Here is a 21,185-nt window from a genome sequence, read left to right as displayed (position 1 = left end):
CAAGGTACTCCCCGAGGGGCGCACACCTTACTTGGCTGCATACAGTCATCTGTCCGAGCTGTCCTTCAAGTTGGGGCCATTTCGCCCGATTCCTCCATTCTGTAGCGGAGGAAAGCGGGCTCAAAATTACTTGATAAAAGGCATGCACATCTCTTGGCAGTAACCGTGGCGTCACTAGAATTGAAATCAATTCCAGTGGCCGAAGGGTGCTGACAATGACGCTGGCGCTGTCGTCACGACCGGAGGTCGCGGTGCGACCGCCCTCGATGGTCGAGCGAATGACGTTGATCATGGACTGCTTCGAGGGACCGAAGACCCGGCTGCTGTTGGAGGAGGTCTCCCGCCGCACCGGACTTCCGAGGTCGACCGCGCACCGCATCCTCGACCAGCTCGTGCGGCTGCAGTGGGTCGAGCACACCCGCTCTGGCTACCACCTCGGGCGGCGAGTGCGGACCTGGGGGGCGCGGGAGAGCGGGCACTCGGATCTGCGCGCGGCCGCCGCGCCGTGGCTGCACGAGCTCGCCGTCATGACTGACCTCGTCGTACATCTGGGCACCCTCGACGAGACGTATGTCGAGTACCTGGACAAGGTCGGCGGCCGCCGGGCTGCCGCTGTCGCCTCCCGTGTCGGAGGCCGGGCACCCGCGCACTGCACGGCGCTCGGCAAGGCGATGCTCGCCTGGCTGCCGCCGGAAGAGATCGACGAGTTGTACGCCGACGGGGTGCCGGCCGCGACGGGCGCGAGCGTCGACGGCCTTCCCGCACTTCACCGTGAACTCGGCCGTATCCGGCGTGACCGAGGGCTCGCCGTCGAACGGGGGGAGTGCGTCGAGGGGATCGCGTGCGTCGGCGTGGCGATCCGGGGACCTGAGGGTCCGGTCGGCGCTATTTCCCTGGTCGCCGGGCACGCGTCGCCACTGGAGCGCATCGCGCCGCTGGTGTACGACATGGCGCAGCGGATCACTCTGGACCTGTTCGGCGAAAGCGCACTGCGCACGGCACGCGTAGGCACGGCCTGAGCGGCGCCTCTGCGCGTAGATTCCTGGTCCCTGTACAGACCCCGGTCGCCGGTCCCCCTGCCGGCGACCGGGGAGTTCAGCTTGATCTAGCGCGGAACCCCGGGCGTTCACGCCCGGGAGGAAGCGCTTCTCTGGATCGCTCTGACCCGCTCCTGCTGCACGGGTCGGGGCCCGGTTGTCACCGGCTGGCGCAACTTCCGGCACAACCTGCCGACGCTTGCGCGGCAATTCCGCTGTCTCGTCCTGGAGTTCCCTGGCTTCGGTATCAGCGATCCGACCGACAGGCACCCCATGCTGGCCGCGCCGCGGGCCGTGCGAGCGCTGCTCGACGGGCTCGGACTGCAGCAGGCCGACGTTGTCGGCAACTCTATGGGCGGAGTCGTCGCACTTCAGCTTGCGATCGGCAAACCGGAGCTCTTCCGGCGAGCACGCCGTGCTGCGGCGCCGGCTGGAGTTCCTGGAGACTTCCGCGAGCTTCTTCTACGAGGGTGATCGTCCGCTGTCCGCGGAGGAGACCGCCGATCCCTACCGCCGCGGCATGCTGCTCATGGTCCGCAGCATCAGCCAGGCCGAACGCGCCTGGTTGCACCAGGTGCTCGACGGCGGCGAGGGTGATTGAACGCCCCGCCGGATGGCGCAACTTTGCTGACGGCGGGACTGCTGCCTCTTCTTGAGGGTTGAGGGACCACGTGAGGCGCTCCCGGTCACCGGGATCGACCGACACCGAACGGCCCAGGCGATGAAAGGGTGCCCGGCACACCAACTCCCGACTGCCGGGGATCACTTCATCTGGAGCCGCTGTGTCCCGTTTCTCCCGCAGACAGTTCTGTGCGACCGCGGCCGCGGTGACGCTGGCACCCACGGGGACCTTGTGGGCCGGGGCCAAGAGCGCTGCCGCCTCTTCGTCGACCGGGCTGGACAGCGCCTTCGTCCGGCGGTTCGCTCACCCGCCTGCGAATGCCCGGCCGAAGATCCGCTACTGGTGGCCGTGCGGAGAGATCGCGGCGGAAACCATCGACGCGGAGATCGAGGCGATCGCAGGCCGAGGTTTCGGCGCAGTCGAGATCCAGTGCATCGTCACCGCCGACGCTCAGCAGTACGGCTGGGGCAGCGCTGTGCTCACCGAGCGCCTGGAGCAGGCGGTCGCCGCCGGTCACAGGCACGGGGTGCGCATCGATCTCACCGTGGGCCCGGCCTGGCCGCTGGTGGCCCCCGGGCTGTCGCCGGACAGCCCGGAAGCAGCCCAGGAGATCGCCTACGGGCGTGCGGTCCTTGCGGGCGGCGAAGCATACGACGGGCCCGTGCCGGCGGCCCCGCAGCCGCACGCGGGCGTCACCGAGCAAACCCTGATAGCGGTCCAGGCGTTTCGCTGCGCGGGCCCAACCGACGCGAAGCCCGTACTGCTCGAGCGGGCTTCCCGGATCGACCTCACAGGACGGGTGAGCGACGGCACCCTCGCCTGGACCGCCCCAGCGGATGGGCAGTGGCTGCTGTTCGCGTTCTGGCAGCGCGGCACCGGCCAGGCCGCCGTCGTCGGCCAGGCCGCCACGACAGAGGCGGCGTATGTCGTCGACCACTTCAGTGCCGCCGGTACCCGGGCAGTAACCAGCTACTGGGACGAGCGCGTCCTGACGCCCCGCCTGCGCAGTCTGCTGCAGGACAACGGAGGGGATCTCTTCGAAGATTCCCTGGAGTTGGACTCCGCCCAGCACTGGTCCCGGGAACTTCCGGCGCGCTTCAAGAAGCTGCGCGGCTACTCCTTGATCGACAACCTGCCGGTGCTGTTCATCGACCGGATCCACCGGCAGTACACGAGCGTGACACCCGACGACACCCCGGACTTCGCGTTCACCGACGACAGTGGCGCCCGCGTCCGCGACGACTACTATCACACGCTCACGGACCTGTACATCAGTGAGCACGTCGAGCCACTGAAGTCCTGGGCGCACGCCATGGGCCTGAGACTGCGGGCCCAGCCCTACGGCACCACCACCGACGTTCCCACGATCGGCGCGGCCCTCGACATCAACGAGACCGAGTCGCTCGGCGCGGCGCCCGACTACACCGACGAGCCATACCGATGGCTCTCGTCCGGTGCGGTGCACCTGTCCGGGCAGCGCGTCTTCTCGCTCGAAGGCTGCGCGATCTACGGCGAGGCGTACGCGCAGACCTGGCCGCAGATGCTCAAGCACTTCAACGCCGCCTTCGCCCACGGTGTCAACCAGGTCGTCTATCACGGCTTCGCCACCGAGGCGGGCCTGGGAACCACCTGGCCCGGCTTCTCACCGTTCACCCTCCAGGGCGGCAACGGTTTCTCCGAGGCATGGGGGCCGCGCCAGCCCACGTGGAACGACACCGGCAAGATCGTCGACTGGACTGCGCGCACGCAGTTCGCCCTGCGCCAGGGCAGGCCTTCGGTGGACTTGGTCGTCTACCGCCACGCCTACGGGACCGGCATGCGCATCCCGGCCGGGCTGGACGGCTTCACTTACGACTTCGCCGGCCCGGCACAACTCGACGGAACCCGCGTACGTGACCGGCGCCTTGCCCCGGAAGGACCCGCCTATCGTGCGCTGATCCTCGACCGCCAGCCCACGTTGCCCATAGCCACCGCCCGACTGCTGCTGTCGCACGCCCGCAGCGGCCTGCCCGTAGTGATCGTCGGTGCGCCGCCGACCCGCACGCCTGGCGCCCACCGGGCGGCACAGCAGGATGCGGCACTGGCCGAGTTGATGGACCTGTTGCTCAAGCAGGCCTCGGTACGCCACGTCGCCGAACCGAGCGGGTTGCCCGCCGTCTTCGAGGTGCTCGGCATCCGTCCCGCAGCGGACACGCGCGTCGCTCCCGCCGTGCTCGCCCTGCGTCGCACACTGTCGCGAGGCGCGCTGTATCACCTGCACAACTCCTCGGAAAGAGCCGTGTCCGAGGAGGTCGCCCTGGAGGGCCGAGGCACCCCCTACGAACTGGATGCCTGGACGGGCACGGTCACCTCAGTCGCCCAGTACCGAACAGAACGCGGGCGGATCACAGTCCCGGTGCGGCTCGCACCCGGCGAATCCACCATCATCGTTCTCGTACCGGGCAGTGCCCGTCATGTGGTCGCCACCACGGGCGGAGAGGTCGTGACGGCGCCCGGTGGCGGTCTGCTCCTGCGGGGCTCAACGGCTGGTTCGTACACCGTGAAGCTTGACGACGGCTCCGAACGGAGGGTGACCGTTCCTCCCACCGGGGCAGCCCAGGAGCTGAACGTGTGGGAGCTCTCCGTCGAGGACTGGCACCGAGGCCCGGACGGCAAGCTCGAAGTCAGCGAGCACGAGCATCACCTGAACCGCCTTGCACCCTGGTCCGCCATCCCCGGCCTTGAGGACGTCTCCGGGGTCGGCACCTATCGCACCACGGTACGGCTCGTGCGGTTGGACGGGGCCTACCTCGACCTCGGACAGGTCACCGACACCTTCGAGGTGACGGTCAACGGCACGACGCTGCCACCGTCCGACCAGGTCGGCCGGCGGATCGATCTCAGTGGCTACGTGAAGCAAGGAGACAACAGCATCACGGTCCGGGTGGCGACACCGCTGCGCAATCGCCTTCGGGTCACGGAAGGCTTCCCGGGTCAGGCCGAGAAGCCCCGGCAGCAATACGGCCTCATGGGGCCGGTCCGTATCGCGCCGTACCGCCAGGTACCGATCCCGGAATGAGCGGGCGGCGATTCGCGGCCAGGGCAAGCGCACCGTCGAGACCTGGAGGAACCTCATGGAACGACTCAGCAGCAGACGCGTGTTCGTCACCGGAGCCGCTTCGGGCATCGGACGCTCGACGACGTTGAGGCTGCTCGAGGAAGGAGCGGCGGTCGTCGCGACGGACATCGAGGAAGAGGGGCTCAGCGGGACCGCCGGCCTGGCCGCGAAGGCCGGCACCGGCGAGCGGCTCGTCACCGCGGCGCTGGACGTGGCGGACGCGGACGCGGTCGTCGACGTCGTGGGTGAAACGATTGCCACCCTCGGCGGGCTCGACGCGCTCGTGAACATCGCCGGCATGCTGCGCGGAGCGCATACACACCAGTGCTCGCTCGAGCTGTGGAACCGCGTCCTTGCCGTGAACCTCACGGGCACGTTCCTGGTCACCCGGGCCGCGTTGCCCGCGCTGCTGGAGACGGGTAACGGCGTCGTGGTCAACTTCAGCTCCACGTCAGCCCAGTTCGCCCATCCGTTCCTGGCCGCGTACTCCGCCAGCAAGGGCGGGATCCTGTCCTTCACGCACAGCATCGCCCAGGAGTACGCCAAGCAGGGCTTGCGCGCGGTAAACATCTGCCCTGGCGGCATCGTCAGCGCCATGACCGAGAACTTCGCGTCACTGGTGCCGGAGGACACCGACTGGAGCCTCTTCGCGAAGCTCACTCCCGCAGTCCGGGAGCGCTACGGGTCGCCGGAGGTGGTGGCAGCAGTCGTGGCCACGCTCATCTCCGACGACGGCGCCTTCATCTCCGGCACGGAGATCCGTATTGACGGCGGCACCCATCAGTAGTCCGGGGCGGCGGTGCCCCTCGGCGCCCCGGGGAAGTACAGCGAGAACCTCACCACCCCTGACGGGATCCCGCTGGTCGCCATGAAACCGTGCATCGGGGCCGGGTGCTCCGCGATCCTGATGCCGGTGCCGGACAACGTCTCGTCACCATTGAGGCGCCTTCGCGGACGGAGCCGGCCCGTGCCTGCCACGAGTTCGTCCGCCTGCAAGATGGCCACCGGCCGGCCGTCCGGCGAGCGCGGGCAGACCGTGAAGTTGTCGCCGACGGCGATGAACACGTCGTCGTCGAACTGCAGCAGGAGCCCATAGCCGAACCGCTCGCCGTTGCCGTGTTCCGGATAGGCCCTGATCACGAACTCGTACTTGCCGAGGGCGAACGTCTCCTCCTTGGAGGCCGGGACCCGGAAGCCGCGCACGCGCCCTCGCGGCTGTGCGGCAAGGATGTCGTTCTCCAGCGCCGCGAGCTGCGCATAGATACGGCGCAGCTCCACCGTGCGGTCATCGTCGAGGGAGTCGAAGCCGAACGGCGAGACCCCGATGGCACCGTACTGTCCGATGGCGAGGAAGCTGTGCGAGACCCCGTGGCAGTCGGCGCGCATCTCGGGCACGAACAAGGTGGTGTTCGTGTCCGCGTAGCGCTTGAACGGGATGTCGAAGTCGCCGAAGTACACGTCTGGGGCGAGGAACGCGAGCGAGGGAGCGGCCAGCTTCCAGGCAGCGCTGACATGCGGTAGTGGCCCCCCACTGGGGAACACCCCCGGCGCGCTGCCGCCGGCGACGGCGATGTTCGCGGACTCCGATCCGTTCGGCACGCTCGAGTCCAGCCAGGCGTTGGCGAACAGCGGGATGTCGTAGCGGGCCAGGCCTGCGGCGGCGACGTGCTCGATGTAGCAGGCGTAGTGCCAGGCCATGAACAACTCGGCCTTCCGGTCGGAGTCGCCCGTCAGGAGGTCCCACGTCGGGGTGGACGGCTCGTCCGGGGCCTGGACGTACGGGGAGGCTCCGTTGCGCAGTGCTTCCGCAAGGGCTGCCGGAACGGGAGCCGCCCATGCGGCTGCCGCGTCCGCTCCGTAGGAGCGCGGTGCCCCGAGCAGCCCGACCTCGTTCTCGACCTGCACCATGATCACGGTCTTCTCGCGGCCGTCGACGCGTGCGAGGTGCTCCATGAAGGCCGCGAAAGCGGCCGCGTCGGCGTCGCGGTTGTTCGTGGAGAACGGGCTGAGGTTGTCCAGCGGATCGCCGGCCTCGTCGACCTGCAGCGGAAAACGGACCGGATCGAGCTTGACCCAGGCCGGCACGTAGCTCGACGAAGCGTTCTTCCAGCTGCCGAACCAGAGAAGCACCAGCTTGAGCTCGTGGTCGCGCGCACCGGAGAGCATGGCGTCGACCAAGTGAAAGTCGAACTCTCCCTCCGTCGGTTCCACAAGCTCCCAACTGACCGGTGCAAGAACGGTGTTGACCGCTGCGTCCGCACACCGCTTCCACACGGGTTCCAGGTAGTCGGCGTGGGACGAGGTGGAGTTGTGGACCTCGATGCCGCGGATCAGGTACGGCGTACCGCCGACGATCAGCTGGCCCGTGGCCTGGTCTATGCCGTGGTGTTGCAAGGGGCTCCCATCGATGTCTTCCGGTTGAGCGGTGTCTTCGGGCGAGGGCGGCGGACGGCGCCAGGTCGCTGCCGGCGCTCTCAGCCATCGCCGTCCCAGGGGTGCGGCGCGATGCCGGATAGTTGGCCAGGCGAAGGCCCGTGGGGAGCGGTGTCAGGTCCGCTCCCCACGGGCTGCTGGCGGGGCGGCGGTCTCGCGTGTCACGTTCCCGTCGTAGGAGCGGTCCGTGCAGAGTGGGTCAGGTACACCCTCCGTCGCGTGACGTCCACGGTGTCACCGACGACGTCCAGGCGACCGCGCAGGCGAAGGTCACTCGACGACGAGCCGACCGAGATCCACATCGGGCCCGGATCCACGACCCATCTGTCGTCCAGGGACAGGTAGGCCAGCAGCGGGAGTTCCAGAGCGAATCTCACCGTCGCCTGATCCCCTGGCTGCAGTTCGAGGCGATGGAACCCCGCGAGCTGGAGCGCCGGCCTCGACACGCCGGGCGCATCGTCCTCGACGTAGAGCTGCATGAGTTCTACGCCTGGGCGGTCGCCCGTGTTCGTGACGGTCGCGGTGACCTCGACGGTGCGGTCGGGTGCGATCGACGTGCTGCTCAGCTGGAGGTCGGAGTAGACGAATTCGGTATACGTCAGGCCGTGCCCGAACGGGTAGAGCGGTGCCGCGGACTCGTCCACGTATCCGCCGTGCGGATCGCCTTCCCGACGGCGGTATCCGCTGCCGAACCGCTGGCCCGCATGGAGGGGGACCTGACCGCTGGAGCGGGGGATCGTGTACGGCAGGCGGCCCTGCGGCTCGGCCGTGCCGCTGAGGATCTCCGCGACGGCAGGTGTGCCGAACTGCGAGCCGTAGTACCCGAGCAGGATGGCGTCGAGCTCGGGCTCGACGTCACCAAGGGCGAGAGGGCGGCCCGAGAAGATCACGCCGACGGTCGTCTTGCCGAGCGCGGCGATCTCGTGCACGAGCCGACGCTGTACATCCGGCAGCGTCACATCGGCGGTGTCCGCACCCTCACCCTCCGTCCGTTCACCGAAGAACCATCGCGCCACGCCGCCCAGTGCCAGGACCACGACATCCGCATCACGCGCGACGTCGACTGCCGCGCCGATCCCCTCGGCCCCGTCGGTGACTCCGCATCCAGTTGCGACGAGGATTTCGGAGTCGGGTAGCGCGGCTTGGAGGGCGTCCGCCAGGGAGACCGCTTCGTAGCGCGACCTCGCGAACTCGTCCTCGCTCATGGCGAGCAGGTCGCCGATCTCCTCGTGCACGTAGGCGTCGTCGGGGCCGAAGGAGTCGAGGTTTTCGACACCGACCATGGAACTCGTCTTGCCGTTCAGCAGTGCTCGGGTCAGCTCGATGAAGGAGGGGAAGGTGTACGGGGCGAAGGCCGTGCCCACAGCCTCGGCATGAGGTCCGACGACCGCGATGCGCGGGGCGCCGCTGAGTGGGAGCACCCCGTCGTCGTTCTTGAGGAGCGTGACGGACTCGCGCGCAAGACGCAGGGAGAGGTCGCGGCCCTCCTGCGCCACGGACATGATCTCCACCGGGTCGGTTTCCACGTAGGGGTTCTCGAACAGGCCCAGTTGGAACTTGTGCGTCAGTACGCGGAGGACCGACTCGTCGACGGTCGTTTCGGGAATCTCGCCGTCGCGGACGGCCTCGACGAGGTTGTCGCCGTAGCCGAACGGCTCGGGCATTTCCACGTCGATGCCGGCCCGCATGCCGAGCACGCCCGCTTCGCGTGCATCGCGCGCGGCGCGATGATGGGTCACGAGGTTCTCGATCGACAGCCAGTCCGACACGACGGTGCCGTTGAACCCGAGTTGGTCGCGCAACATCTTGCGGAACACCCGAGGGTCGGCGGCAGCGGGCACTCCGTCCCAGTCGGCGAGCGAGTTCATGATCGAGCCCAGTCCCGCGAGCTGGATGGCGGCGGCGAAGGGGCGCGCGTACACCTCCCGCAGCTCGCGCGCTCCCATCGGCACGGTCGCCATGTTGAGACCGGCCTCACTCATTGCGTAGCCGAGGAAGTGCTTGCCGGTGGCGATGACCCCGTCCAGCAGCGACTCGCCTTGAAGATTGCGTACGAAGGACACTCCCAGCGCGCTGACCAGGTATGGATCCTCGCCGTACGTCTCGTGAACTCGGCCCCATCGCGCGTCGCGGGCGATGTCGAGCAGCGGCGACAGGGCGTGGTGCAGGCCCACGGATCGCATCTGCCGACGGGTCAGTGCGGCCATCTCGCCCACCCCGGTGGTGTCCCAGGTGGCCGCGAGGGCGATCGCGGTGGGGAAGGATGTGAAGGTGGGGGCGTTCACACCGTTCAGCGCCTCGATGTGCATGATCGCGGGAATGCCCAGGCGGGTGTTCTCGACCAGGTGGCGCTGTACCGCGTTGTTGAGCCGGGCGAGTTCGGCCGCGTTCGCCGGAAAGCCCCCCATGTGCGGTTCGATGTAGCCGATGCCATTCGCCAGCTTGGCCGCGGCGACGTCCGGGCGGATGCCTTTGGCGTCGAAGAGCATTGTCGGGATCAGCGACGTCAGCTGCGCGACCTTTTCGTGCAGGGTCATGCGACCGAGCAACTCGATGGCGCGGGAACGTGCGTCGGTCATGACGTGATCCTTCTGTGCGAGTGCGGGTTCCACGAACGGGACATCAGATCTCCAGCCCCGATCCCAGGGGGAACAGCGGGTCGGCGGTGTCCGCCAGCGCGTCCGGCGCGGACTCTCGTACGGCCTGCATCGACCGCGGAAGCTCGACGGGAAGTTTGCCCTCCGGAGCGATGCGGCCGGTGAGGGCGGTGAGCAGAGCGTCATCCGAGACACCGAAGGTGACGGTCAGTCCGGCGAGCGCGTCGACGAGCGGCGTGAGGATGGCCGGGCGGTCCAAGGCGACATCCACGATCAGCGGGGCGTAGTGGGCGATCCTACGCAGTCGGTGTACGAGGCCGGGGGGCAGGTCAAGAGACCCCTGGTGGAAATACGACTCCAGGAACAGGTCGTCCCGCGGCTCGAACGGTGCGTCGATGCGCACGATGGCCAGTTCTGCCTCCTGCGGCGTCGTCACGGGGGTGAACTCCCGGCCGAGGACCTCCGGATCGATCCCCTCCGCGTACAAGCGCGCGCCCACGGCGAGCGGAAGCACTGGCCTTCCTTCGACCACGGAGTTCTTCAGGACGGTGACGGAACGGGACTGTGTCTCCAGGGCGACCCGCCGGGTCTCGGCGTTGCCCACAACGGCCACGGCGGCATCTTCGTCGATGAAAGGGTTGTCGAACAGACCGAGCCGGAACTTGATCAGCAGGACGCGGCGCGCCGACTCGTCGATCCTGCTCTCCGGGACGACGCCATCCCGTACGAGCTCAAGCAGGAGATCCGTGCACTGTTCACCGCCGAACTGGTCCGCGCCGGCATTGAGGATCTTGACCATGCGCTCGCGGGCGTCGAGCTCTTCAACCCCCCACGCGCGTGCGGGCAGGACCTGGTCCCCGACGTGGTTGTCGTTCACCAGCTCCCAGTCCGTGACGATCAGCCCGTCGAAGCCCAGCCGCTCGCGCAGCAGCCCGGTGAGGATCTGCTTGTTGTACCCGAACCCGACCTCCTCGATCGGTTCGCCGTCGATCTCAAGACCGACCGGCATGCCGTAGTAGGGCATGACCGCGGCGGTGCCGTGCTCGACGGCGGTGACGAACGGACGGAGGTGCTCCTCGAACGCACCACCCGGGTAGACCTGCTCGCGACCGTACGGGAAGTGCGCATCCTCGCCGTCCAGCTGCGCGCCGCCGCCGGGGAAGTGCTTGGTGACGCAGGCGATGCTCGTTGAGTCGAGCGCCGCGCCCTGGAAACCTTCGAGGTACGCGCGCGTGTAGGCGACCACGAGATCGGTGTCGGCGCCGAACGTCTGGAGTTGGCGTGCCCAGCGGGGTTCGCTGGCGAGGTCGACCTGAGGATGCAGTGCCATGCGGATGCCGACGGCGCGGTACTCCTCGCGCACCCGGCGCGCGAACTCGCGCACGGTGTCCGGGTCGCGCAGTGCCGCAAGGCCGAGGGCGTCGGGCCACTGCGAGAACGGACCTGCAGTGAAGGAAGCCCCGATGTTCTCCAGGAATCCGTGTCGAGGGTCGCTGGAAATCGTGACCGGGATGCCGTGCGGGGTCTTCTCTGCGAGCCGCTGGATCGCGTTGTGCCACCGTGCGGCTGCCCGAGGGTCTTCGATTCGGTGCGTGTTGAAGTGGCTGATCCCCCTGCCCAGGATCACCTCGCTGGTGGGTGACTTGCTGATCGCACCGGGCTCTTCGAGGACGGTGCCTCCCGGGCCCATCTCGATGACTGTGTGGAAGAGCAGACCGACTTTCTCTTCGAGCGAGAGCCGGGTCAACAGATCTTCCGTGCGTTCCTCGGCGCTGAGCCGCGGGTTCTCGTAGGGCTCCATGCGCCCGTTGCCGTTGAGATCGCGGAAGGTGGTACTGCCCGATGCAGTCGTCGCAGGCATGAGTGGTGGGAGTTCCTCTCGATTTCGTTCCCGGGGCCTGGGTGCAGGCCCCCTCGGGGCGGTCGGGGCCGTGCACCGTGTCAGTGCACCGGCACATGTCCCGGTCCGGCAGTGCGGTGCGGGCGGGTCACCCCTTGACGGCTCCCTGCATGACGCCTGCGACCAACTGCCTGCCGAGTACGGCGAACAGCACGAGAAGCGGCACCACGGACACGAGAACGCCGGTCATGATGAGGGGGATGTCCTTGAAGAACCCGGCCTGCAGCAGTTGCAGCGCGACGGGGAGTGTCGGATTGGTCGTGCCGAGCACGATCGACGGCCAGAAGTACTGGGTCCACGCCCCGATGAAGGTGAACAGGCCCAGCATGGCGGCCGCGGGCCTGGCGGCCGGCAGCACGATGGAGCGGAAGATCCGGAACGTTGATGCCCCGTCGATGCGGGCTGCCTCGATGAGCTCATAGGGCAGCGCCGACTGGAGGTACTGCGTCATCCAGAACACGCCGAAGGCGGAGGCGATACCGGGGATGATGACCGCCCAGAGGCTTCCCGTCAGGCCCATCTCGCGCATGACGATGAACAACGGCACGACCCCGAGCTGAGTGGGTACCGCCATGGTGCCCACCACGAATGTGAGGAGGCCGGCACGTCCCTTGAACCGGAGCTTCGAGAAGGCGAAGCCGGCCAACGTGGACACCAACACGACGGCGAGGGCCGTTGTCACCGAGACGAAGACCGAGTTCCAGACCGCGCGCGGCAGGTCGATGTCCGACTCGAAGACCCGCGTGAGATTGTCGGCCAGCTGCCCGCCCGGGATCGGCGAGGGGATCGGGTTCTGCGCGACCTCTGCCGACGTCGAGGACGCGAGCAGGAGCGCGTAGTAGAGCGGGAAGATCGAAATGAGCGCGACCAGAGTGAGGATGACGTAGGTCGTCTTTCCCGGTCGGCGCACAGCGCCGTCGTTCCGTCCACGCCGACGGCGCGCCGCACGGGCGGCTCCACGACCGGACGTCTGCTCGATGTACGGGATGGAAGGAGGGGTCACGTGCTGCTCCCGGGCGTGGCACCGGACGGTGCGGAGGAGTCGGGCGTACGAGCTGCTGCGCTCGGTGCGCTGCGTCGGGCGGCACGGCGCGTCTGCCGGGAGCCGGCCGTGGCGTCGTCTCCGGAAGCGATGCGGCGCGACAGCCAGTTGCTGACCAGAGCGAATGCGATGATCAGCAGGAAGAGCAGCCACGCGACGGCCGCTGCACGGCCCAGTCGCTGCTGGTTCCAGCCGAGTTCGTACAGGTACAGAGTGATCGTCTTCCACTGCCCTGAACTGCCGCCGAGCCCTTGCGTGTCGTACAGACGCGGCTCGTCAAAGATCTGCAGCCCGCCGATCGTGGACGTGATCACGACGAAGATGAGCGTCGGACGCACGGACGGCACCGTGACGGAGAAGAACTGTCGAATCCGCCCCGCGCCGTCGAGGATCGCCGCCTCGTACAGGTCACGGGAGATCGCCTGCATCGCCGCAAGCAGCACGAGGGTGTTGAAGCCGGTCCACCGGAAGTTGACCATGTTTGCGATGACGATGTGCGCCGGAAGGCTGTCCCGGTGCCATCCGATCGGATCCATGCCCAGCTGCTCGAGAAGCGCGTTCACCAGACCGGACTGGTCCGCGAACATGCGCGAGAAGATCAGCGTCACGGCGACCGGAGCGATCACGTACGGCAGCAGTACCCCCATCCGCCAGAAGGTGCGCGCACGAATGTTCGCGTGCAGGAGGCTGGCAAGTACGAGGGCGATCAGAATCTGGGGGACCGTCGAGAGCAGGAAGATGCTGACGGTGTTGCCCATCGCATCCCAGAAGACCGGCTGGTCGAGGATAAAGGTGAAGTTGTCGAGCCCGACGAATTCGCTCTGCCCACCGATGAGGTCCCAGTCGTGCAGCGAGACGTAGGCGGTGTACAGCAGCGGGAACAGGCCGACGATCCCGAACAGGATGAAGAACGGGGAGATATAGGCGTACGGCGACGCCTTCATGTCCCAGCGGCCCAGACGCTGATGCCAGGGCGAGGGCGTGTGTGGAGGTGAGGCATCACCACGGGGTGACGCGCTCCCTGCCGGACGGACCATGCGCTCTTCCTCCGATGGTGAATCGGGGGCGCCGTCCGCGGAGGGCGCCCCCGAGCGCGCGGACGAACCGATCACTTCAGCGAGTCCAGTCCCTCGACGAACATGTCCCATGACTCCTTGGCGGAGTGGGTCTTGTCGACCGAGACACGGTTGACCGCGTCGTTGAATGCCGCTGTGATCGCGAAGTAGTTGTCACCCTTGTACGGGACCACGCTGATGTTCGACGCGCGCTCGGCGAGGACCTTTCCTACGGGCGCATCGTTGAAGAAGGGTTCGGTCACCTTCTGCATCTCAGGGCTCTTCTGGGCCTCGACCTGGCTGGGGAAGTTGCCCGACGCCTTGAACGCCTTCATCTGCTGCTCCGGGGCGGTGAGCCACTCCGCCAGCGCCTGCGCCTCCTCGGGGTGCTTGGACTGCTTCGGCACGCTGAGGTACGAACCGCCGCTGTTGACACCGCCGTTGGGGAAGACGTCGGCGATATCCCAGCCCTTGACCCCGGCCGAATTGCCCTTGATGACGCCGAGCATCCACGAAGGCGCGAGCATCACCGCGAACTTGTCCTTCTGGAATGCGCTGACCCAGTCCTCACTGAACCGCGCGAGGTCTGCGGACAGGCCCTCATGCGACATCACGGTGTCGTAGATGTTCCGGAGGTCCTTGTTCTCGCCGGCGATGATCTCGCCGTTCTTGGGGTCCTCCCAGAGCACCTCGTACTGGTCGGTCCAGCCGGTCGCCACCGAGGCCGACGCATCGTAGAACGCCGGACCTGTCTTGGCGGCCTTGAACTTCTCGCCGACGGCGAAGAAGTCGTCCCATGTCGCGTTGTCGCCACCGAAGAGCTTGGCGACCTCCTCGCGGTCGTTCGGCAGACCGGCCTCCTTGAACAGGTCGGCGCGGTAGGCGATCGTCTGCGGTCCCAGGTCCGTCGCGTATCCGAGCAGCTTGCCGTCGTCCGTGGTGGCGATCTTCGTTGTCCAGTCCAGCCAGCGGCCCTCGACCTTCGGTGAGGAGAGATCCACGAAGTTGTCCGGGTACTTGAGGATCTGCGGCATCCAGCTGTTGTCGACACCGATGACATCGGCGAGACCCGAGCCCGCGCCGAGCGCGGTCTGGAACTGCTCCTTGGCCTCATCACTCGTGGCGAAGCGGTTGTGCTTGATCGTGATGTCGGGGTGGAGCTTCTGGTACTCCTTCAGCAGGCCGCTGTAACCCCACTCGCTGAACGTCGAGACGTTGAGGGTGATCTTGCCGCCGGCATCGCCCTCGTCGCTGGATCCGCACCCGGCGGTGACGGCGGTCAATGCGACCGCTGCAAGCACAGCGAGGGACCTTCGAATGGATCGCATCTGTACTCCTTATTTCCAGGCGGTGTGCCGCGATGTTGCGGCGGCAAGGAGCCGCCCCCCCCCGGCCGCACCACGCTCCTGAGACGTGCGCGAACCCCGTCACCCGAACGTCGTGTATGCCGCTGCGTCCCCGGCTGAGATGTCGTCTCGGAGTGGCGGTGGCCGTCAGTATCACGTAACACAGTTCACCTGACAAGTTTTCGTGGAGTTTTCATCGTCACGCCCACACCCAGGTCAAACGGGCCGCCGCGTCGCTGTATGTTGAAGGCATGGCGGAAAGCACCGGGCCTCGGGGGCCCTATCGCAAGGGGCTCCAGCGCCGCCGGGAGATCGTCGCCGCTGCAGCCGAGCTCTTTGCTGAATCCGGATACGCACACTCGTCGATGCGTGAGCTCGCCAGGCGGATGCGCCTGACACAGACAGGGCTTCTCCACCACTTCGCCGACAAGGAAGAACTCCTGGTCGAAGTGCTCAACTTGCGCGATTCGTCCGTTGCCGACTACCTGTCGGAGCAGCACGCCACCGATGTCGCTACGCGGTCCCGCGAGGTCGCGCGTCACTCCGCGGAGCACGAGGGACTGACGTCCCTGTACATCATCCTCTCGGCCGAGGCGATTGATCGCGATCATCCGGCGCACCCGTACTTCGTCGAGCACTACCAGGCAGCCCAGACACTCACGCTCGACCCCGGCCCTGAGGCGCCCGAAGGTGCCCCGATGGGGATCAGCCCGGAGATGATCGCCACGCTGGGGACCGCCCTGCAGGACGGGCTCCAGATCCAGCGGCGATACCGGGACGACCTGGATGTCGTCGAGGCCATCGACGCCTTCTGGCGGCTCGTGGCTGCTGCTCGGGCGCACTGGGTGCAGCAGGCGGCTTCGGACGACTCCAACCGCCGCGACGACGACTCCGACTGAGCGTCGTTCACGGTCCGCCGGGTTGATGAAGACCTCCGGCTCCGCTCGCGCGCGAAGCCGGAGGCGCAAGCGGCCGTCAGGCGGCGGTCTCAGCGGTGCTCATGACTCGCATCCGTTGTCGGACTGTGGATGTTGCGTCACATGCGTGCCGCAATGAACTCCGCGGCGGAGTCGTTGTGTTGCGGTTGGGAGTAGGCGCCGTGGGCGGCGGAGTCCGTCCCGCCGCCACAGATCGGGTCGCCGGTCGCGCAGTCGTCGAGCGTGCGTGCCTGGTAGGTGCCGGTCACCTGACGGTAGGTCGGGAACCCGCGGATGGGGTTGCCGAAGAGCACAACTGCCTTGACCTTCGGCTCTGTGGCGCCGGGTATGACGGCCACGGTGGCCGCACCCGTGAGGGCTCCTTGGCTGCAGACTCCGACATTGGAGAACCGGTCAGGCGGACGCTCGGGCCACGATGTCCGGTGTCCACACCGGAGGTTCGTCCGAGCTGGGGGGCGCGACTCCGCCGGCGTCGAGCCGCTGCAGAACCCACCCGGCCAGCATGGCCCCAAAGGGCTTGTTGGAGCCGCGGATCGTAGTCAGCGGTGGGCAGGCGTACCGGGCGGCCGCGATGTCGTCCGCGCCGATCACGGCCGGCTCGGAGGGAACTTCCACGCCCAGAACCCACGCGGCGTTCAAGATCGCCAGGGCGACGTCGTCGTTGAACGCGGCGATCGCGGTGACGGGCGCTTGTGCCGGCCAACTGCGCAGTATCGGCGTGAAGTCCCCGTCGTCGGGCATGCGACGCGAGGGCACCATAGGCAGGCCGAGCCGGCGCGCTGTTTCGTCGGCGCCCGCGTGGCGCCGGTCGGACATCGGTCCGAGCCGGGGATCGGCGGGGTGGACGTAGCCGATGCGGACGGTGCCGCGCCAGGCCAAGTGGGTCGCCTGGGCCGCGCCGACGACGCGGCCCGCGTCGTCACGGGGAGGCGGCGGGTCGTCGGGTCCTGGCAGTACCACCCGGGCGCCGCGTGCCTGAAATGCGACGACTTGCCTTGCGTCGAAGGGGGTCAGTCCCGGTACCGCGACCGGGGCGGCCAGCGATAGAGCCGGCTGGCGGCCCGGGCTGGCCGTATGGGTCACCAGCATCAATCCTTGCGAGGCCAATCCCCGATCGAGCTCGGCGACGATCGAGCTGGGCGGAAAGTCCGGCAGGCGCAGCAGCACAGTGCTGCCGCGTCCTCGCGACAGTGCCTGCGTGGGCCCGTTCGGGGTGTAACCCAACCGCTCGGCAGCCGCCAGAACCTTCTGTCGCGTCGCTTCCGGGATGGTCTGTTTCGGCACGTAGTTGAGTACGAAGCTCACCGTTGACCGCGACACGCCTGACTCCCGCGCGACATCCGCGCTCGTCACCCGCGACGCACCACCGAGACCCTCCAAGCGCCGGCTGCCGGAGCCGTCCAGCCGCAACCCGACGGCCACCTTACGCCCGACCTGGGGCGCTCTGCCTGACGGCACCAGCCCAGGGACCGCACCGACACCGGCCATGGTCGGTCAGGACCTGTGGCGTTCAGGCAGCCCTGCGCTGGTCAGCGTTGGCAAGCGCCTCGTCGGCTGCCGTCGTTGCCGTACGCACCCGCAACTGCCGTGACGGCGAAACGGCTTGGTCCGAAGTGCGCCGATTGGTCGATCCCTGCAGAAGCACGCCCATCGTGAGTCGATCGCCGTCTTCCCCTCAGGTCAACGTGGATGTTCGGCAGCGGAAGTCATCGCGAATGTGAAGTCGCAGTTCGCCTTGACGCAACCCTGTGCCGATAACAGTTCAGGTGATAGGTTTTGGCGCCACGTCACCAGAGAGGCTGATCCATGTATCGCGACTCCATCGACCGCGGGCACTTGGCGTTCCCGCCCGACTTCATCCTCGGCGCCGCGACCGCCGCGTACCAGATCGAGGGTGGCGCGAGGGAGGGCGGTCGAGGCTCGTCCATCTGGGACACGTTCAGCCACGCCCCGGGGAAGACTGCTGAGGGGGCGACCGGGGACGTCGCCGCGGACCACTATCACCGCGTCGAGGTCGATCTCGACCTGATGGCCTCGCTCCACCTCGACGCCTACCGGTTCTCCATCTCCTGGCCGCGCGTGATGCCCACGGGCGAGGGCGAAGCGAATCCGGAGGGTCTGGAGTTCTACTCGCGCCTCGTCGACGGACTGCTCGCACGCGGCATCAAGCCGATCGTGACGCTCAACCACTGGGACCTCCCGCAGGCATTGGAGGATCGCTACGGCGGCTGGCGAGGGCGGGAAACCGCATTCGCCTTCGAGAAGTACGCGGAGATCGTGGGGGCGGCCCTCGGGGACCGGGTCGCCGTCTGGTCAACCCACAACGAGCCGTGGAACAACTCCTTCGCCGGGTACGGCAATGGCGTGTTCGCGCCTGGCGGTAAGAGCCATGCAGATGCGCTCAAGGCTGCGCACCACCTCAACCTTTCCCACGGACTCGCGGTGGCAGCACTGCGGCGCACCGTGACCAATGCCGAAGCACAGATTTCCGTGGTGCTCAACATCTTCCGCATCGAAGCCGAGACCCCCGAGGACGCCGAAGCCGCGCGTCGGTTCGACGCTGTGGCCAACCGCGTGTTCACAGGGCCCATGCTCCGCGGGAACTATCCGGCCGATCTGCTGCAAGACACCCGGGCTTTCACCGACTGGAGCTTCGTTCTGCCGGGCGACTTGGAGATCTGCCACCAGCCCATCGACCTGCTCGGCGTCAACTACTACGAGGTCATGCACGTACGTCTGAATCAGGACTTCGACCCCAGCGCCGAAAGCTCCGGCGGCACGCCCTTCCCGGGCTCGGAGCGCATCGAGTTCGTCCGCCGCGACGAGCTGGCGCGAACGGTGATGGACTGGGGGATCGAACCACGAGGCCTCGAGGATCATCTGGTCGCCCTTTCCAAGGAGTTCCCCGAACTGCCGATCATGGTGATGGAGAACGGCGCGGCCTTCGAGGACGTGGTCGACGACTCGGGTGGCCGGCGCGTGGTCGTCGACCGCGACCGAACACAGTTCCTCATCGATCACGTCACGGCGGCTCATCGTGCTCGCGAGAGGGGCGCCCGCGTTGTCGGGTACCTCGTGTGGTCGCTGCTCGACAACTTCGAATGGGTCATGGGATACGGCCCGCGGTTCGGCATCATCCGGGTCGACTACGACACCCACGAGCGCATTCCGAAACTGAGCGCGCACTGGTTCGCGGAATTGTGTGCCACGAAGGTCGTCCCGGCCCTCGCCGGCCGCTGAGCGACCACCCTCAATTTCCGCATTCTGCACACCCGCAGAGGCGGTCTCGGGCCGAGCCGCGTTCGTGGGCCGCCGGGAGACAGCGTACGGTCCACGTCGTCCGGATACCGCAGCGTGCCCTCGGACCATCCTTCAACAGGAAAGCGAGACACCATTCAATGAGAATGCACCGCATCGGCGCGGCGCTCGCAACTGTCACCATAGGGCTCTTGACCGTGGCCCTCCCCACCACCGGCGCCTCAGCTGATTCAGACGCGACCCTCCGCGAACTGGCAGCGAAGGAGGGAATCCTCATCGGCTCGGGGCGACCAACCCCACCTATCTCGACGAACCGAAGTTCGGCGAGGTGCTGGCGGAACAGTTCAACAGCTTGTCTCCCGAGAACGAGCTGAAGTGGAAATTCGTCCAGCCCACGGAGGGCGACTTCGAGTTCGGGGGCCTCGACCGGCTCGTCGACTTCGTTGAAGACAACGACATGGTAGTCAAGGGACACGGGCTCATCTCCCAGTGCTGCAACCCGGAATACGTGACCGACGTCACCGACCCGGACGAGTTGCGCGCGGTCATGAAGACTCACTTCAACACGATCATGGACCGCTACGCCGGAAAGATGGACCGGTGGGACGTGATGACCGAGCCGTTCTCCACCTTCGGCGGCACCGGCCTCGCGCCGAACCACTTCTACGAGGTGCTCGGCGAGGACTACATCGCGGAAGCGTTCCGGATCGCGCACGCCGCTGACCCCGAGGCGAAGCTGTTCATCAACGAGGCGTTGGTGGAGTTCTACCCGGCGAAGCGCCAGGAGCTCTACGACCTAGTGGCCGGCATGGTCGCCGACGGTGTGCCCATCGACGGGGTGGGCTTCGAGATGCACGAGACACAGGCGGGTCCCGAGCCCGGAGTCATCACAGAGATGACGAAGTCCTACCAGAAGCTCGGACTCGAAGTCGCGATCACCGAACTCGACGTGCACACCTACGACGTGGATCAGCAGACGCAGATCTACGGGGACGTCATGGCCGAGGCGCTGGCGGCCGGAATCCGGGACATCAGCTTCTGGGGCTTCACCGACAAGCACGCCTACACGTGGCTGCCGGGCGCGAAGCCCCTCATGTTCGACGAGGAGTACAACCCCAAGCCCGCGTACTACGCCACGCGCGACGCTCTGCGGAACTTCGTCTCCGCTTCCTCGGCTGCTGGCGCCGGCACCCTGTCGAACACCAGCGGGTGGACCCACGGCCTCCATGACGGCAACTACAGCGTGAAGATGAACCTTTGGCACGGCACGCCAGGCAGCTTCTTCCGTCTTTACGAGAACGACAAGCTCGTCGCCGCGCGGGTGCCCACGACAGTCAGCGGCACCTCGCAGTCAGTCGTGACCGAATTCAAGGACAGGCCCAACGGCACCTACGCGTACCGGGCCGAACTGATCAACTCGAAGGGCACCACGTCCACGAACACCACGACTGTCACGGTCACGGATGCCGCCCCGGGCAAGCCCGTGGTCAGCCACGACAACTGGGACAAGGACGGCACCTTCACCGCCACCGCGAACCTGTGGTGGGGCACCAACGCCACCTCGTACACCTTCTACCTCGACGGGGCAGTCGTCGGTGAGGGCCAGCTGGCCGCCGATTCGCCGAACGCACAGTCGCCTCAGGTAGCTCTGTCCGGGGTTCCGAAGGGCAAGCACAGCCTGAAGGTCGTCCTTACCAACGCGAGGGGATCGACCGAATCGGATCCCGTGGACGTGACGGTCGCCTGACGTCAAGTAGTTTCTCGTCTACGGTCAAACGGGGGATAGACGCCCGGCGCGCTCACGACAGGGTGCGCCGGGCGTCTGCGTCGCGTGCTGTCCAACTCCTCCGCCGGGTGAGA

General features: G+C 67.3%; 16 protein-coding genes. 8 read left to right on the top strand and 8 right to left on the bottom strand.

What is annotated here, in order from left to right; genetic code table 11:
- The first annotated feature begins 215 nt into the window (after window positions 1–215).
- The 5 genes from QA802_RS07065 to QA802_RS07045 all read left to right on the top strand — a co-directional run bounded on the left by QA802_RS07065 (window position 216) and on the right by QA802_RS07045 (window position 5,543).
- Window positions 216–1,019, top strand: coding sequence for an IclR family transcriptional regulator (locus tag QA802_RS07065; protein ID WP_010354078.1), 804 nt, complete (start codon window positions 216–218; stop codon window positions 1,017–1,019).
- 135 nt (window positions 1,020–1,154) lie between these two features.
- Window positions 1,155–1,511 (top strand): alpha/beta fold hydrolase, encoded by a 357-nt coding sequence (locus tag QA802_RS07060; RefSeq protein ID WP_107307715.1) that lies wholly within the window; start codon window positions 1,155–1,157, stop codon window positions 1,509–1,511.
- Window positions 1,414–1,638: a hypothetical protein gene (locus QA802_RS07055; protein WP_075693497.1), complete on the top strand. Its 225-nt coding sequence runs from the start codon at window positions 1,414–1,416 to the stop codon at window positions 1,636–1,638. The genes QA802_RS07060 and QA802_RS07055 overlap by 98 nt, the downstream gene beginning before the upstream one ends.
- A 181-nt stretch (window positions 1,639–1,819) precedes the next feature.
- Window positions 1,820–4,717 carry a glycosyl hydrolase gene (locus QA802_RS07050; RefSeq protein ID WP_006378968.1) on the top strand — a complete coding sequence of 966 codons (2,898 nt, stop codon included), beginning with the start codon at window positions 1,820–1,822 and terminating at the stop codon, window positions 4,715–4,717.
- 55 nt (window positions 4,718–4,772) lie between these two features.
- Window positions 4,773–5,543 carry an SDR family NAD(P)-dependent oxidoreductase gene (locus tag QA802_RS07045; protein WP_010354077.1) on the top strand — a complete coding sequence of 257 codons (771 nt, stop codon included), beginning with the start codon at window positions 4,773–4,775 and terminating at the stop codon, window positions 5,541–5,543.
- On the opposite strand, the gene QA802_RS07040 is transcribed toward QA802_RS07045, so the two are convergent.
- The 6 genes from QA802_RS07040 to QA802_RS07015 form a co-directional block, all read right to left on the bottom strand.
- The gene (locus QA802_RS07040; protein ID WP_006379260.1) at window positions 5,537–7,150 is read right to left on the bottom strand and encodes a GH35 family beta-galactosidase; all 1,614 of its coding nucleotides are present in this window, start codon (window positions 7,148–7,150) and stop codon (window positions 5,537–5,539) included. The genes QA802_RS07045 and QA802_RS07040 overlap by 7 nt on opposite strands.
- 200 nt (window positions 7,151–7,350) lie before the next feature.
- Complete coding sequence (locus tag QA802_RS07035) at window positions 7,351–9,768, bottom strand: glycoside hydrolase family 3 N-terminal domain-containing protein (RefSeq protein ID WP_223786224.1); 2,418 nt, start codon at window positions 9,766–9,768, stop codon at window positions 7,351–7,353.
- Between the two features lie 43 nt (window positions 9,769–9,811).
- Window positions 9,812–11,647 carry a glycoside hydrolase family 3 protein gene (locus QA802_RS07030; protein WP_006378679.1) on the bottom strand — a complete coding sequence of 612 codons (1,836 nt, stop codon included), beginning with the start codon at window positions 11,645–11,647 and terminating at the stop codon, window positions 9,812–9,814.
- 127 nt (window positions 11,648–11,774) lie between these two features.
- Complete coding sequence (locus QA802_RS07025) at window positions 11,775–12,689, bottom strand: carbohydrate ABC transporter permease (RefSeq protein ID WP_029183909.1); 915 nt, start codon at window positions 12,687–12,689, stop codon at window positions 11,775–11,777.
- Window positions 12,686–13,672 (bottom strand): carbohydrate ABC transporter permease, encoded by a 987-nt coding sequence (locus QA802_RS07020; RefSeq protein WP_006378862.1) that lies wholly within the window; start codon window positions 13,670–13,672, stop codon window positions 12,686–12,688. Before QA802_RS07020 ends, QA802_RS07025 begins: the two co-directional genes overlap by 4 nt.
- A 164-nt stretch (window positions 13,673–13,836) precedes the next feature.
- Complete coding sequence (locus tag QA802_RS07015; RefSeq protein WP_006378806.1) at window positions 13,837–15,111, bottom strand: ABC transporter substrate-binding protein; 1,275 nt, start codon at window positions 15,109–15,111, stop codon at window positions 13,837–13,839.
- A gap of 269 nt (window positions 15,112–15,380) precedes the next feature.
- Between QA802_RS07015 and QA802_RS07010 the strand changes: the two genes are divergently transcribed.
- Window positions 15,381–16,028: a TetR/AcrR family transcriptional regulator gene (locus tag QA802_RS07010; RefSeq protein ID WP_006379142.1), complete on the top strand. Its 648-nt coding sequence runs from the start codon at window positions 15,381–15,383 to the stop codon at window positions 16,026–16,028.
- Between the two features lie 137 nt (window positions 16,029–16,165).
- Here the strand turns inward: QA802_RS07010 and QA802_RS07005 are convergent, their stop codons facing one another.
- A complete protein-coding gene (locus QA802_RS07005) occupies window positions 16,166–16,579 on the bottom strand; it encodes a cutinase family protein (RefSeq protein ID WP_223786226.1) in 414 nt (137 codons plus the stop codon).
- A complete protein-coding gene (locus QA802_RS07000) occupies window positions 16,461–17,420 on the bottom strand; it encodes a LacI family DNA-binding transcriptional regulator (RefSeq protein ID WP_075693511.1) in 960 nt (319 codons plus the stop codon). Before QA802_RS07000 ends, QA802_RS07005 begins: the two co-directional genes overlap by 119 nt.
- 453 nt (window positions 17,421–17,873) lie before the next feature.
- On the opposite strand from QA802_RS07000, the gene QA802_RS06995 reads away from it, so the two are divergent.
- Window positions 17,874–19,307, top strand: coding sequence for a GH1 family beta-glucosidase (locus tag QA802_RS06995; protein ID WP_010354074.1), 1,434 nt, complete (start codon window positions 17,874–17,876; stop codon window positions 19,305–19,307).
- Between the two features lie 370 nt (window positions 19,308–19,677).
- Window positions 19,678–21,072: an endo-1,4-beta-xylanase gene (locus tag QA802_RS06990; RefSeq protein ID WP_334518939.1), complete on the top strand. Its 1,395-nt coding sequence runs from the start codon at window positions 19,678–19,680 to the stop codon at window positions 21,070–21,072.
- The last annotated feature ends 113 nt before the right edge of the window (window positions 21,073–21,185 follow it).

Origin of the sequence: Streptomyces sp. B21-105 (assembly GCF_036898465.1) — a bacterium.
Lineage (GTDB): Bacteria > Actinomycetota > Actinomycetes > Streptomycetales > Streptomycetaceae > Streptomyces.
This window is presented reverse-complemented; position numbering and strand designations above follow the sequence as displayed.